This window comes from Streptomyces inhibens, assembly GCF_003389455.1.
GTDB classification, from domain to species: Bacteria; Actinomycetota; Actinomycetes; order Streptomycetales; family Streptomycetaceae; genus Streptomyces; species Streptomyces inhibens.
This window is the reverse complement of sequence record NZ_QUAC01000431.1, coordinates 1-14,441: the sequence shown is the minus strand read 5'-3', so window position 1 is coordinate 14,441 and position 14,441 is coordinate 1. Positions and strand designations below refer to the sequence as shown.

The window sequence follows — 14,441 nt, the reverse complement described above, 5'->3', positions numbered from 1 at the left end:
GCCACCCCACCGCCCCCACGCCCACTTCCAGCCCCAGCCGTCACCCCCGCGCCACGCCCACCCCCACGCACACCAACCGCCGAGCCCAAGCCGCGCCCCCCGAACTCCGCCTGCCCCAGACCGCCGCCCCCCGCCGCGTACTCCTCCCCCTCGCCGCCGTCATCCTGCTCGGGGACCCACATCCGGGCGAGCTGCGGCAGCACCCGCGGCCCGGCGAACCAGTGGAGATCGTCGGGATGGCAGACCAGCACCGGCGTACGCGTCGTCGGACGCAACACCCCGGCCTCCGAGACCCGCCGCCCGACCAGCGAATTGACCAGCGTGGACTTGCCCGCCCCGGTGGATCCGCCGATCACTGCGAGCAGTGGGGCCTGAGGAGACCGCAGGCGGGGAATCACATAGTCATCGAGCTGAGCGAGCAGCTCGGCCCGGTTGCGCCGGGCGTAGGCAGCGCCCCGTAGTGGCAGCGGAAAGCGGGCGGCGTCGACACGGTCGCGCAGAACGGACAGCGCGTCGATCAGCCGGGGTCGTACGTCCAAGGTCGCCACATGTGCAGAATGCCCAATTTCGTTGGGTTTTTGAAGCGTATAACCCCTCGTGCGCGCCGCAAGAACCCTGACAGAACGGGATGAGTGGCGCATGGGACGTTCAGGACAAGTGAGACACAGGCATAACGAGTGCACAACACCCGCCGCACGAGACGCCAAAAGCGATGCAGGATTCGTACCTGCCTGCGATTATCGGGACCGCTTCACTGAACCTCCACAACGTGCCACGGAGGTGAAGCAACCGGGACGAGGCACCCGGACCTCTATCCTTGTCCGCGGTCCGTGATCCACGTCCACACCCGGCCCCCGTAGCTCAGTGGATAGAGCAGGTGCCTTCTAAGCACTTGGCCGCAGGTTCGAGTCCTGCCGGGGGCGCCAGGCCAGACCCTCCCATTGGGAGGGTCTTTTTGCTGGTCAGGGTATGTGTGAGCACGCATGCAGAAGCGCCGGACCCGCCCCGGATCATCACGGGGAGGGGCCGGCGCTGTCCGACTGTCACCGGGGTTCTGCGGGTGGCCACGGAGAATGCGCGGTGGAGTTCTCCGTGGCCGGGGGGTCAGCCCTTCGAAGACACGTCCGGCAGATACCCTCCTGCCTCAATCCGCCTCTTGAGATCCTTGAGGTGTCCGGAGACGCAGCGGGCGTAGACGGCAGGCAGCACAGGGACGCTGTCGCCGCCCACTCCGCGACCTGCGCCGGCGGGACTCCGTTGTTGAGCCGGTGGGACAGGCGGGTGTGCCGCAGGTCGTATACGTTCTTGCCGAGCGGAGAGCTGCACCCCTCGGAAGTGAGCGCCTCCTTCCGCGCGGTCCGTCACGTTTGGCAGATCACGGAGCCTGCGAGTCCCCCCTTCTCGCCCTGGAGCAGACCGTCGCTCGGCTTCAGCTCCTCCGCGGCGCCTCCCATCCGGCCCTCGCAGTCGCCTACGGCCAGCGGGCGAAGAATCGCTAGCAGATCCAGAACATGGGCGGGGCCCTGGCCAGGGCGTAGTGGCTGTCGGGGTTTGGGCTAGGGGTGGGGTGGGGGCTGGTTGGTGAGTGGTGAGGGGTAGTTGGGCAAGGTGATGGCTGTGGAGAGGTCTTGGCCCTGGGCCAGCATGGTGGTGAGGGTGGCTGGGTCGTTCAGGGCGGTGTTGCGGGCGTCTATGGCTTCCTGGGTGGTGGGGGCCAGGAATTCGCCGGTGCCGCGGCCGCCTTGTTGGCACTGGGTTACGTAGGGGCGGAGTTTTTGTTCGTAGCGGGCGAAGGCGGTGTGGTGGTCGCCGTCGGCGAGGGCCAGTTCGCCGGCCAGGATGTAGGCGCCGATGACGGCTGAGCCGGTGCCCATGCCGCCGACCGTGGCGCCGTATGCGGCGTCGCCGAGGAGCACCGTGCGGCCCGTGGACCAGTTCGGGACGTCGGCCCGGCTGATGGAGTCGAAGTAGAGGGTGTCGGCGCCCCACAAGGTCTCGATCAGCTCTGGTGTGCGCCAGCCTGCCCCTTCGTAGGCCTGGGCTATTGCCTGCTTCTGGGACTTGAGGTCCCGGCGCTCGTAGGGCAGTTCATGCTCGGAGGCGAAGACGCAGAAGGCTTCGCCGGTGTAGCCCGCGTCGTTGGCGCGGCGGGGTGTGCGGCCGACGGTGGCCAGGCGGCCGGGTTCGGAGTAGCCGACCGGGCGGGCGGCGAGGTCGCCGGCGGTCTCGGGCAGGTCCCAGGCGGCTACGTAGTAGCCGAGGTGGCTGACGAAGTCGCTCTCGGGACCGAAGGCCAGTCGGCGGACGGTGGAGTGCAGGCCGTCCGCTCCGACGACGAGGTCGAAGGTGCGTGGCGCGCTCCGTTCGAAGGTGACATGGACGCCTTCGGGGGTGGGGGTGAGGGAGGCGATGGAGTCGTTGAAGAGGTACGCGGGGGCGTGGCCGCCGTCGGTCGGGGCCAGGCTGTGTTCGTAGAGGATGCGGGAGAGGTCCGAGCGGAGTATTTCGACCTCGCCGGCGGCGAACTCGGGGGGTAGCGCCGCTAATTGGTCGCCCTCGCTGTTGATGAAGCTCAGTGCGGTGCCGGTGCCGGTGTGGTGGGTTTTGATGTCGTTCAGGACGCCCATGCGTTCCAGGACCGTCAGCTGCGCTGCACCGCGGAAGTCGACCGCGAAGCCGCCGCCGCGCAGGGCGGGGGCCACCTCGATCACGGTGGGCCGGAAGCCGTAGCGGCTGAGCCAGTAGGCCAGGGCGGGGCCGGCAACGCTGGCGCCTGAGATCAGGACTGTGCGGTGTGTTCGGTCGGGCTGGTGGGGTTGGTTGGTTCGGGTTGGGGTTGGGGTTGGCGTTGGGTCTGTGGCTGCGCGCCTTGTTGTCGGTTGGTGTGTCATCGAACGCTCCCCTCGTCGATCCGTCGTCACGGCAAGAGAAACTGTATCCGATGGACGCTATTTCGTGTACCCTGGACACAGTTTTAGGATGCGGGGGTGGCTGGAGACGACGAGAAGAGCAGCGTGTTCGGGGATCAGGCGGGCAGCGTCGAGCTGCTGTGGGGCGGGCGTGAGCGGCCCAGTCGTGGCCCCAAGCCGGCGCTGAGCCTGGAACGGATCACGCGTACGGCCATTGCCCTTGCCGATGCCGGCGGGCTGGGGGCGGTCTCCATGCAACGGGTCGCGGGCGAACTGGACTTCACCAAGATGTCCTTGTACCGCTATGTGCCGGGGAAGAGCGAACTGGTCGCGCTGATGATCGATATGGCGATGGGCGAGCCGCCGGCCGCGCCTTCGCCGGAGGCCGCCGGCCGGCCGGGCGACGGCGGGTGGTGGCGGGTCGCGTTGCGGGAGTGGGCGGAAGCGCTGGCGGCGGTGTACCACCGGCACCCGTGGCTTCTGGGCGCGGCCGTTGGGCCCCGGGTCATGGGGCCCAACGAACTCGGCTGGACGGAGCGCGCGGTCGCCGCCCTCGCGGACACCGGGCTGACCGGCGGCGAGCAGCTCGACGCCGTCGTCGTGGTGAACGGCCATATCCGGGCCATCGCCCAGGTGTCGGCCTCGATGGGCCTGGACAGCGCGCGGGCGAAGGAACCCGAGCAGGTCATGAGCGCGGCGCTGAACGAGCTGCTCGTCGGTCGCACCGATCGCTTTCCGGCGGTCAGCGCGGCCGTCGCGTCCACCGGGGCCGACGACACCTCACGCGACCAGGCATGGGAGTTCGGCCTGGAGCGCATCCTGGACGGGCTGGAGGCCTATATCTCGCGTGGGCGAAGAGGCTGAGGGCTGTCCCTTCAGGCGCGGGGAGCGGGCAAGGAGTGCAGCCAGTCGAGGAGGAGGCGGTTGACCTCGGCGGGGCGTTCCTGTTGGACCCAGTGGCCGCAGCCTTCGAGGATGTGGGAGGAGGAGAGGCCGGGGAGGGTGATGGGGAAGGCCTTGATGGCGTCGGCCATCCAGGTGGTGGGGGCGTCGAGTTCCCCGCCGATGAAGAGCGCGGGCTGGGTGAGCGGTGCCCCGGCCCAGGCGGCGAGGTCTTCCCAGTCGCGGTCGACGTTGCGGTAGCGGTTGAGCCCGCCGGTCAGGCCCGTCCGCTCGAACTCGTCCACGTAGAAGTCGAGATCGGCCTCGGTGAGCCAGGAGGACAGGGTGGTGGTGTCGGTGGGGAAGCGGTCGGAGAGTTTGCCGCCCGGGGCCACGGAGAAGAGGTTGACGTGGCCCTGGCCGGACGGTGACTTCGCGTCGCCCGAGAGTCCGGCGTAGAAGCCCGCGAGCCAACCACGGACATCGGGTTCGATCTCCGCCTCCGCCCGGCCCGGCTCCTGGAAGTAGTTGATGTAGAACTCCTCGGTACCGCCGAGCCGCGCGAAGGCTTCGGTGGGCCGGATCCCGCCCCGGGACGCGTAGGGCACGCTCATCAGCGCCACGGCCGTGAAGAGATCGGGCCTGAGCAGCGCCGTATGGGCGGCGATGGGTGAGCCCCAGTCGTGGCCCACGATGATCGCGGTCTCTTCGCCGAGGGCGCGCAGCACGGCGACGTTGTCGGCGACATGGGCCAGCATCCGGTACGCCGACACCTCGCGGGGCTTGGAGGAGCGCCCGTAGCCGCGTACGTCGATGGCGACCGCCCGATAGCCGGCGGCGGCGAGCGCGGGGAGTTGGTGGCGCCAGGAGTACCACGACTCGGGGAAGCCGTGGACCATGAGGACCAGGGGGCCGGTGCCCTGCTCCACCAGGTGGATACGGCCGCCCGGGGCCTCCACGGAGCGGTGGATGACGGCCGGCGGCGGGGTGGAGGGGCCGGACGGGGAGTCGGATGGGGAGGCGGACGGGGAGGCGGACGGGGAGTCGGATGGTGTGGGCGTCGGCTTGGCGGACTGCGACATGCATCCTCCCTGGGGAGTTCGGCGACCTTGGCTCGCGGCGCTGATGGCGGTGGTGGCAGTGGTAGCGGTGGTAGCGCTGGTAGCGGTGGCCTTCGGCCATGGCGGTTGGGCGACTACCGATGACCGCTGGCCAGCGGTCGATGGCCGATGACTACGGCACGGGGCAACGGATCGTCAGGGACCTTGGCCATCAGAGCCATCGTGGCCGCTCCGCCACGATGATGGGACGTGATCACGGCGAGCGCGACAATTCTTGCCGGAGTGGCAAAACGGTCGAGGCCCGGCAGCCCGCCTGCCGCCACCAGCCACCAGCACCCACCCCCCCACCTACAACCGCACCGTCCTCCTCGGCTGTTCCTTGGCTCCCGTCAGCAGCCCGTGCAGCGTGGCGAATTCGTCGACGCACTTGGCGGTGCCGTTGACCACGCAGTCCAGGGGCTGGTCGGCGACCATGACGGGGACGCCCATCTCCTGGCGGAGTCGCTGGTCCAGGCCGCGGAGGAGGGCGCCGCCGCCGGTGAGGGCGATGCCGCGTTCGATGATGTCGCCGGAGAGCTCCGGGGGACATTCGTCGAGGGTGCGGTGGACGGCGCGGACGATCGCCTCGACCGGTTCGGCCAGTGCGTCGCGGATCTCCTCCTCGGTGATCTCGTGGATCCGGGGCAGGCCGCTGACGTGGTCGCGGCCGCGGACGGTGTAGGAGGTGCGGCGTTCCGGTTCGCCTTCCTCATCGACGTCTACCGGGGTCCAGGCCGCCGAGCCGATGGCGATTTTGATGTCCTCGGCGGTGCGCTCGCCGATGGCGAGTGAGTGCTTCTTCTTGATGTACGTGGCGATGGCGGCGTCCAGGGCGTCGCCGGCGACCCGTAGGGACTGGGAGGTGACCAGGCCGCCCATGGAGACGACGGCGACCTCGGTGGTGCCGCCGCCGATGTCCACCACCATGCAGCCGACCGGCTCGTCCACCGGGAGGCCGGCGCCGATCGCGGCGGCCATCGGCTCTTCTATGAGGTGCACTTCGCGGGCCCCGGCGCCCCGGGCGGAGTCGATGACGGCGCGCCGTTCGACGCCCGTGATGCCGGAGGGGACGCAGATGACCACCCGCGGCCTGGAGAAACGGCGGCTGGGCAGGGCCTTCTTCATCAGGGCGCGCAGCATCCGCTCGGCGGCGTCGAAGTCGGCGATGACACCTTCCTTGAGGGGGCGCATCGCGGTGATGCCGGACGGCGTGCGGCCGATGGTCCGTTTGGCCTCCGCACCTACGGCGATGACCTCGCCGGAGGCGTTGACCGCGACGACGGACGGCTCGTTCAGCACCACGCCCTTGCCGCGGGCGTACACCAGGGTGTTGGCCGTGCCGAGGTCGATGCCTATGTCGTACGTACCGGACGAAGTGCTGGACGCCATGGGGAGTTTGTGTGCTCTCTCGCGACAGGGTGGGGACATTCCTCGGGCATTGCGTGGCAGACAACCCCATTGGATGCCAATGAGGATCATTGCGGGCAATTAATAAGACTACTGGGGCTGCGGAATGGTTCCCGTGGACAGCGCCTCGGCCAGGTCGTCGAGGGCGTCGAGCAGCAGGTCCGCGACGCGCAGTGCGACGCCCTCGCTCTCGGCCTCGGTGTCCCACTGCTCCCATACGGCGCGCAGCGCGCTCCAGTTCAATGGCTCCCCGTCCCGGACGGCCTGCACGGCGCGCTCCAGCGAGGGGCGCAGTTCGGCGGCGAACGCGGCGGCGCCGGCCGAGGGTTCGGCGTCCTTGTCGGGGAGATGGGCCTCCAGGATCATGGTGACCCGGCCCATCGTGGCCAGCGCGGCGCTGGCCGCCTTGGCCGAGGTGAGCGACAGTCCGCGGTGGCGTACGGGTTCCTTCTCGGCCCGGGCCTCGCTCTCCTCCCAGGCGAGGCGGGCGGCGCGGGCGTCCAGCAGGGCCTCGCGGACCTGCCGTGGGCGGCGTTCGGCGGGGTGGGCGCAGGCCTCGAACACGGCCAGTGCGTAGCGCCCGTTGGCGGCCAGCCATGCGGCGAGGCGGTCGCGCAGCTTGGGGGTCTCCCAGGCGGGGAACAGCGCGTACGACAGCATCGCAAGCAGTCCGCCGGCGAGGGTGAGCACGATGCGTTCCTGGACGGTCTGTTCCCAGCCCTCGCCGGCGATGCCGAGCAGGAAGACGACATAGGCGGCCACGCATGCCGAGGTCACCGAGAAGCCGGTGCGCATCAGCAGATACATGAGCCATACGCAGACGACGGCAAGGCCGGCGCTGACGTACTCGCCGGGGTGGGCGAGCGCCATCACCGCGCCCCCGGCGGTGACGCCGACGAGGGTGCCGGTGAAGCGGGCGACGCCGCGGGAGTAGGTCTGGGCGAAGTCGGGGCGCATGACCATGACGGAGGCGAGCGGTGCCCAGTAGCCGTGGCCGAACGGAAGCGCGGTGCCCAGCAGAAAGCCGGCGGCGGCGACCGCGCAGACGCGCAGGGCGTGCCGGAAGATGTGCGAGGACCAGCGTGCCTCGCGGTGCAGGGCGCGCAGCGCGGCCGGCACCAGTCGGGGGATGCTGGGGCGCAGCAGATGGCCGCGTTCGGCCTCGGTGGTGGGGCGGGTGGCCTGGACCGGCTCGTCGGTGAGTTCGACGGCGTCGGCGAGCAGGGAGATCAGGCGGTAGGCGGCGCGGCGGGCCGCGCCCTGGAGCATCGGGCCGGTTGCGGGGACTTCGAGGGTGGCCATCGCTTCGGGCGGCAGCCGGACCGGTTTGGCGTGCCGTACGGCGTGCGCGACGGCGTCCAGGACGGTGGCCGCGGCGCCGAGCAGGTCGCGGGCGCGGTCGCGTTCGGGCCCTTCCAGGGGGGCGCCGATGACCGGGTCGGCGAGTGAGGCGAGGAGCGGCCGGACGCGTTCGGCGAGGCCGCGGGGGCCGTGCAGCTGGGCGGGGCGGCGCTTGGCCTGACGTGGGGTCACGGCGGAGGCCAGCCGGGCGTCCATCAGGGGCGAGGGGTCGAACGGGGCGACGGGGTCGTGCCGCAGCCGCCGGGCGTAGTCCGCCTCGGCGGCCAGTGCGTCGGCGAGCGCATCGCGCTGGATGCCCCAGGGGCGGACCGGGAAGACGACGATGAGGGTGGCCTGGACGAGGCCGCCGAAGAAGATCAGCGCGGCGTGTTCCAGTGCGCCGAGGACGGATGTCGGCAGGGTGACGGTGACCAGCATGATCGCCACGGTCTGGGTGCCGACCAGTCCGGAGATCGGGCCGACCGCCCAGGCCATGCCGGCGAGGAAGGTCCAGCCGGCGAGCAGCAGGACGAAGGCCGCGACATGGGCGGCGGCCAGGTAGCCGAGGAAGGTGGAGACCGCCAGCGCGCCGGCGACGGCGAGCGCCAGTACGGGGCGCGGCCGCATGCTGCGCTGGAAGGTGACGATGCCGGCGGCGAAGGCGCCGAAGGCGGAGGAGACCGCGAGGGTCGGGTCGCCGCGCCACAGGCACAGGCCGATGACGATCGCGACGCCGGCCGAGCCGCGGACGGCGATCAGCGGGGTGAGCTTGGTCCGCTCGATGGCCAGCCCGGAGCGGGCGGCTTCCTTGAGCGCACGCGACCAGGTCATAGCGAGAGGATAAGGGCCGAAAGCGGAGGTTCCGGAGTGGTCGGGGCGGGCCTTGTCCGGCGTCTCCTGCCCCCCTCCCACCGGGAAAATCCCGGTAAACCGCCCTTCCGGTGCGCGTAAACATCCCAGGTCACCAAGGGGATGCCCGGATTCCGGGTGAGTGGTGCGAGCAAGCCGACACCCCGGAAGGGAAACCACGGCCCGCCCGGGCTCCCTCTTGCTGGTCAGCCGGGACAGCTCCCGGCGTGTTCGGCAAGGAGAAGGCCCCGTGCGCAAAGCACTGTTCCATCCGGTGATCGCGCTGATCGCCCTGACCGTTCTCGTCGGTACGGCCGGCTGCGGCACCAGCGCCTCCCAGGCTTCCCCCGTACGGTTCGGTGGCCCCAAGACGGGGGCCGCGCTGCATGCCACGCCACCGGGGAAGCGGTCGCTGGTGCAGTGGCCCACGCATCCGATCAGCTTCGAGGAGGTGAGCCGGGTCGGCGGGGCCGGCGAGAACACCCCGATAGCGGTGACCACCTTCCACGGTCCGAAGTCGGGCTTCACCGGGAAGGTGTGGGTGTGGGCGCCGCCGGAGTACTACGAGAAGCGGAACGCGAACAAGGGCTTCCCGGTGATGGAGGCGCTGCCCGGCGCGTACGGCTACCCCGTGAACTACTGGATCGGCTCCGACCTCAAGCTGGAGGAGAACCTCGCCCAGTGGTCCAAGAACGGCACCAGCCTGCCGTTCATCGTCGTCATGCCGGTGCTCAACCCCAATGACAAGCAGTACTACGACGGCAGCGACATACCGGGCCAGCCGAAGATCGGCACCTGGCTCAGCCAGGACGTGCCCGATCTCGTACGGCAGAACTTCCGCACCCTCAAGACCCGTGACGCCTGGGCGATCATGGGCTCCTCGTCGGGCGGGTTCGCGGCGTTGAAGAACGTGCTCCAGCACCCGGACACGTTCAAGGTGGCGATCCCCAACGGGCCGGACATCGTGCCCGACTCACCGCTGTGGAACGGCCACGCCAAGGAGGAGCGGGAGAACAACCCGGAGGTGCTGGCCCGCCGGCTGATGGCGCGCGGCGGTCCGGAGGTCTACCTCGCCTTCCAGGACGGCTCCCGGGAGTACACGGTGCTGCCGAAGGTGCGGAAGTTCATCGCGCAGTACGGGCACGGTCCGGTGCGGACCCGGCTGCAGATCGTGCCGGGCGGTACGCACAGCGCCGCGACCTATGTGCAGGGCCTGGGCGAGGGCACGATGCGGTGGGTCAGTGCGCACATGCAGGGGCCGACCGCCTGACGCCAAGGGTTGCGGTGGCCGGCAGGACGGATGTTCGCCCGCCGGCCACCGGCAGCGGCGCGTGCGCCGTCAGGACACCACGTCCTTGCGCGCGAAGCCGCGGAACGCCAGCGCGCACAGCACCAGCGCATACGACACCGAGACCGCGGAGCCCTGGATCATCCCGGACCACTCCATCTTGGGCTGCAGGGCGTCCGCCCAGGAGTACTGCCAGTGGGCGGGCAGCACGTCGCGCCAGTCGCCGAGGGCGGTGACCTGGTCGAGGACATTGCCGACGATGGTCAGGCCGACGGCGCCGCCGACCGCGCCCAGCGGTGCGTCGGTCACCGTCGACAGCCAGAAGGCGAGCGCCGCGGTGACCAGTTGGCTGACGAAGATATAGCCGACCACGACAGCCAGCCGCGGCACCGCCTCACCCGCGGACAGCGCGCCGCCGGTGGGCAGTTGCAGCGGTCCCCAGCCGTACGCGGCGATGCCCACGCCCAGTGCGACCAGTGGCAGCAGCAGCATCGCGGCGGCGCTGAACAGCAGCCCGACGGTCAGCTTGCTCAGCAGCAGCCGGGCCCGTGGGACCGGCGCGGCGAGCAGATAGCGCAGCGAGGACCAGCTCGCCTCCGAGGCGACCGTGTCGCCGCAGAACAGCGCCACCGGGACCACCAGCAGGAAGCCCGCGGAGACGAACAGCACGGTGGCGGCGAAGTTGCCGCCGGAGGCGGTGGCGCTGTCCATCAGGGTGATCCGGCCGTTGCTGCGGCTGCTCGGGTCACCGCCGATCGCGAACGCCGCCACCAGCACGAACGGCAGCAGCGCCAGGATGGCGGCGATCACCAGCGTGCGGCGGCGCAGCAGCTGGCGCCGGGCCTCGACGCGCAGCGGCAGGGTGCGGCGGGCGCGGTAGCCCGGCGCCCGTGCCACGGGGGTCGCGGTCATCGGTCACCTCCGATCAGGGTGAGGAAGGCGTCCTCAAGGCGGCGGTGCGGGCCGATACGGTCCACGGGGATCTCCAGCCTGAGGAGCTCGGCGAGCAGTTGCGGGGTGCCGGCCGGGTCCGCGAGGCGGACCAGCAGACCCTCGTCGGCGCGTACGGCGGAGGCGACGCCGGGCAGCGCATCGACCTTCTCCACCAGGGCGTCGGAGAGCGGCTCCGTACCGGCGACGCCGACCAGCAGGGTGTCACCGGAACCGGTGATCTCGGCGACCGGCCCGGCCTGCACGAGCTGCCCGCGGTCCATGACGACCAGATGGGTACAGCTCTGTTCGACCTCGGACAGCAGATGGCTGGAGACGATGACGGTGCGTCCGGCGGCGGCGTAACGGATCATCACATCGCGCATCTCACGGATCTGCGGCGGGTCCAGCCCGTTGGTCGGTTCGTCGAGGATCAGCAGATCCGGCAGGCCGAGCATGGCCTGGGCGATGGCCAGGCGCTGCCGCATGCCCTGGGAGTAGGTGCGCACGGCGCGTTGCAGGGCGTCGCCGAGGCCGGCGATCGCCAGCGCCTCGTCGAGATGCGCATCGGCGGCGGGCCGCCCGGTGGCCTGCCAGTACAGATCGAGGTTGGCCCGGCCGGACAGATGCGGCAGGAAGCCGGCGCCCTCCACGAACGCGCCGACCCGCGACAGCACCGGGGCGCCCGGCCGGATCGCCTGCCCGAAGATCCTGATCTCGCCCTCGTCGGGCGTGATCAGGCCCATCAGCATCCGCAGCGTGGTGGTCTTGCCGGCGCCGTTGGGCCCCAGCAGGCCCAGCACCTGGCCCTTCTCGACGCGGAAGGACAGGTCCCGTACGGCGTACCTGTCGGCGGACTTGGCGTAGCGCTTGCTCAAGTCGCTGATCTGCAGCGGGACTTCGGCGAGCGCCGGGTCGGGGGCGGGCGCCACGGTCCTGCGGCGGGCGGTGAGCAGCAGCAGCGCGGCGATCACCGCGGCCGCGGCGGGCAGCGCCCAGGTCCAGGCGGGCAGCGGGGCGGCCGCGCTGCGCACCTGGGGTGCGGTGGGCACACTGATGCCGCCGTCCTTGAGGGAGACGGTGTAGGTGGCGGGCTCGGCCGGTGAGGCATAGCCGAGGTCGGTGGCGGACAGCACCAGCCGCAGCCGGTGGCCGGCCGCGAAATCATGGTCGACGGCGGGCAGTTGGAGCCGCACGGTCCTGCCGTCGTGGGCGTCCTCGACGCGGTACGGCGTGACGAGCTGGGCGGGCAGCACCTGGCGGCGGCCGTCCGGGGCGACGTCGTAGAGCTTGGCGAAGAACACCGCGTCCCGGGAGTCGGCGCGCACCCGCACGGTGGCGGTGGGGCTGCCGGTGAGGTGGACGGGGTCGGGCAGCGGCGCCGATTCGAAGCGGGCGTACTGGCCGGGGAAGTCCAGGGACAGACCGCCCGCGCCGAGGGCGGAGAGGTTGCCGAGCGCGCCGACGCCGGGCACCGCGGAGATGGCGGGCGGTCCGGCGCCGGCCGGGTTGCCGAAGGTCTGGGTGCGGCCGGCCAGCCGGATCCGCCGTGGATCGTGGTCCAGGCCGGCATAGCGGTCCGCGCTCGCGCCGCGCAGCCGCACCGCGCCGTCGGTGGAGTCCACTCCCCCGGTGCGGCTGATCCGGAACGCGGGCCCGGTGTCGGCGCCCTTGTCGCCCTTCAGATACCGGTCGAACCAGGCCTTCGTACGGGCCTGGAGGCGGGCGGTCTCGCGGTCCCCGCCGTCGTGGCCGCCCGCGATCCAGTCGACGTCGACCGGCGCGCCGTTCTTGCGGATCGCCTTCTGCATGGCGTCGGCCTGGTCGAAGGTGAAAAGGGAATCGGTCTGGCCCTGCATGATCAGGGTCGGCACCTTGATGCGGTCGCCGACGGCGGACGGGCTGCGGGCCTCCAGGAGGCGGCGGGCCGCGGCGTCCGGCTTGCCTGCGACGGCGACCCGCTCGTACATCCGGCACAGCGCGGGCTCGAACTTGCCGCAGCCGCCGGACGTGACGGGCGCGGCGCCCGGAGCGCCGGTGGGGGCGCCGGCCGAGCCGGTGGTGAAGAAGATCCCCGCCCACAGCTTCTTGAACACGCCGTGGGGGAAGAGGGCGTCGGCGAGGTTCCAGTACGTGATCTGCGGGGCGATGGCGTCGACGCGCGGGTCGTGACCGGCCGCCAGCAGGGAGATCGCGCCGCCGTACGAGGCTCCGGCGACGCCCACCCGGGGGTCGCCGGCCTTGTCGAGCTGCACCTCGGGCCGCTTGGCCAGCCAGTCGATCAGCCGGCTGACGTCGGCGACCTCGCCGTCCGGGTCGTTCAGTCCGATCTTCCCGGTGGACTTCCCGAAGCCGCGCGCCGACCAGGTGAGGACGGCGTAGCCGTCCCGGGCCAGTTGCTGGGCCTGGGCCCGCAGATCGGCCTTGCTGCCGCCGAAGCCGTGGCCGAGCAGCACCGCGGGGCGGCGGGCGGTGGAGCCGCCTCCGGCTGACCCTCCCCCGGCGGTGAAGAAGGAGGTGTCGATCCGTACCTGCTTCTTGCCGCCCGGCGTCCCGGGCATGGTCAGCAGCCGGTCCTCGCGGTGCACGGGGGGCGTGGCGTCCGAGGAGGCGGCCGCCCAGGTGCCGCCTCCCATGAGGACGGCCAGCGCGCCCACCGTGGCATACAGGCGCCGTCCGCGCAGTCTGAGACCTCGGAGATCCATACCGTGAATCCTAGGTACGGGCCGGAACGGGCGGCCGGTACCCCGGGCTGAACCCGGCGGTCTCCCCTGGGAGTAGGGTTCGCCGGTCTCGTACCACGAACGCGGTACGAGACCGGCCGGGCCAGGCCCTACCGCTCGGGCGCCGTCACACGGAACCGCGCCAGCCGGTCATCACTGCTCCAGCGCTCCAGCCCGGCCTTTTCCAGCACGCGGCAGGAGGCCGGGTTCGACAGCTCGACGTCCGCGCAGACCGTGTGCACGCCCGGCGCGGTGAACGCGAACGCCACCAGGGCGCGGGCCGCCTCGGGCGCATAGCCGCGTCCCCGCCGGGACGGCACGATGCCGTACCCGAACTCGACCGAGCCCTCGTCCGGCGGCCAGAACAGCCCGATGGCGCCGACCACCAGGCCGCTCGCCCGCTCGATGATCTGCCGCTGGCCGTACGGGCCGCGCGCTTGCGGGTGTTCGGCGGTGAAGCCGGCGATGACCCGGTCGCCGTCGGCGGGGAAGTCGGCCGCCCAGTGCGGCTGCCGGGTCCCGGTGACGACGGCGGTGGTCTCGGCGCCGGACCACGGCCGCAGTACGAGGCGGTCGGTGAGCAGATCCGTACCACTGGAAGAGAAGGAGGAGAAGGAAGGCGAAGAAGAGGGAGAGGACACTCGTCACTCCTGGTCGTTTTCGGCGACCGGGCCGTGCTGGGGCGCTCGGAGCTCAGACTTGCGGCTCCGGCTTCCCGCTCAAACGGCCCGGACAAGGGCATGCTGATGACGCGTCCGGCGGACCATATTCATCAACCTCCCTTGTCGCAGCAGTGATTGCGCTCGGGGCGCACCGTCGCACCATAGCGATCGGCGGGCGCCCGGGCACATGATTTTTCGGCCGTGGGCCGTCAGTACCGTCAGTACTGCGGCGGTCCGAATCCGCCCTGCGGGGGCGGCGGGGTGCCGGGCGGCATCGGCGGGGCACCGGCCGGCGGCATCGGCGGGCCGCTGAACGGGGGCACCGGGCCGACCGGCGGCTGCCAGGCGGG

At 71.3% G+C, this 14,441-nt stretch carries 9 protein-coding genes, 1 tRNA gene and 1 pseudogene; 3 read left to right on the top strand and 8 right to left on the bottom strand.

The window, feature by feature from the left end:
* Window positions 1–548, bottom strand: a pseudogene (locus tag DY245_RS37505) (GTPase domain-containing protein); the annotation flags it as partial.
* Between the two features lie 302 nt (window positions 549–850).
* Between DY245_RS37505 and DY245_RS37500 the strand changes: the two are divergent.
* A tRNA-Arg gene (locus DY245_RS37500) sits at window positions 851–926 on the top strand.
* A 630-nt stretch (window positions 927–1,556) separates the two neighbouring features.
* Here the strand turns inward: DY245_RS37500 and DY245_RS37490 are convergent.
* On the bottom strand, window positions 1,557–2,783 hold the full coding sequence (locus DY245_RS37490) for an FAD-dependent monooxygenase (protein WP_425329493.1): 1,227 nt from the start codon (window positions 2,781–2,783) through the stop codon (window positions 1,557–1,559).
* 204 nt (window positions 2,784–2,987) lie between these two features.
* On the opposite strand from DY245_RS37490, the gene DY245_RS37485 reads away from it, so the two are divergent.
* Complete coding sequence (locus DY245_RS37485) at window positions 2,988–3,773, top strand: TetR/AcrR family transcriptional regulator (RefSeq protein WP_244943511.1); 786 nt, start codon at window positions 2,988–2,990, stop codon at window positions 3,771–3,773.
* A gap of 11 nt (window positions 3,774–3,784) precedes the next feature.
* Here the strand turns inward: DY245_RS37485 and DY245_RS37480 are convergent, their stop codons facing one another.
* The 3 genes from DY245_RS37480 to DY245_RS37470 form a co-directional block, all read right to left on the bottom strand.
* Window positions 3,785–4,873: an alpha/beta fold hydrolase gene (locus DY245_RS37480; protein WP_128511566.1), complete on the bottom strand. Its 1,089-nt coding sequence runs from the start codon at window positions 4,871–4,873 to the stop codon at window positions 3,785–3,787.
* A 327-nt stretch (window positions 4,874–5,200) separates the two neighbouring features.
* Window positions 5,201–6,280 (bottom strand): rod shape-determining protein, encoded by a 1,080-nt coding sequence (mreB, locus tag DY245_RS37475; RefSeq protein ID WP_128511565.1) that lies wholly within the window; start codon window positions 6,278–6,280, stop codon window positions 5,201–5,203.
* 108 nt (window positions 6,281–6,388) lie between these two features.
* Complete coding sequence (locus DY245_RS37470) at window positions 6,389–8,470, bottom strand: FUSC family protein (protein ID WP_128511564.1); 2,082 nt, start codon at window positions 8,468–8,470, stop codon at window positions 6,389–6,391.
* A gap of 268 nt (window positions 8,471–8,738) precedes the next feature.
* On the opposite strand from DY245_RS37470, the gene DY245_RS37465 reads away from it, so the two are divergent.
* Window positions 8,739–9,758: an alpha/beta hydrolase gene (locus DY245_RS37465; RefSeq protein ID WP_128511563.1), complete on the top strand. Its 1,020-nt coding sequence runs from the start codon at window positions 8,739–8,741 to the stop codon at window positions 9,756–9,758.
* Window positions 9,759–9,827: 69 nt separating this feature from the next.
* Here DY245_RS37465 and DY245_RS37460 read toward each other — a convergent pair whose 3' ends face one another.
* The 3 genes from DY245_RS37460 to DY245_RS37450 all read right to left on the bottom strand — a co-directional run bounded on the left by DY245_RS37460 (window position 9,828) and on the right by DY245_RS37450 (window position 14,070).
* Complete coding sequence (locus DY245_RS37460; protein ID WP_128511562.1) at window positions 9,828–10,688, bottom strand: ABC transporter permease; 861 nt, start codon at window positions 10,686–10,688, stop codon at window positions 9,828–9,830.
* Window positions 10,685–13,411 carry an alpha/beta fold hydrolase gene (locus DY245_RS37455; protein ID WP_128511561.1) on the bottom strand — a complete coding sequence of 909 codons (2,727 nt, stop codon included), beginning with the start codon at window positions 13,409–13,411 and terminating at the stop codon, window positions 10,685–10,687. Before DY245_RS37455 ends, DY245_RS37460 begins: the two co-directional genes overlap by 4 nt.
* Window positions 13,412–13,539: 128 nt before the next feature.
* A complete protein-coding gene (locus DY245_RS37450; protein WP_128511560.1) occupies window positions 13,540–14,070 on the bottom strand; it encodes a GNAT family N-acetyltransferase in 531 nt (176 codons plus the stop codon).
* Window positions 14,071–14,441: the final 371 nt, after the last annotated feature.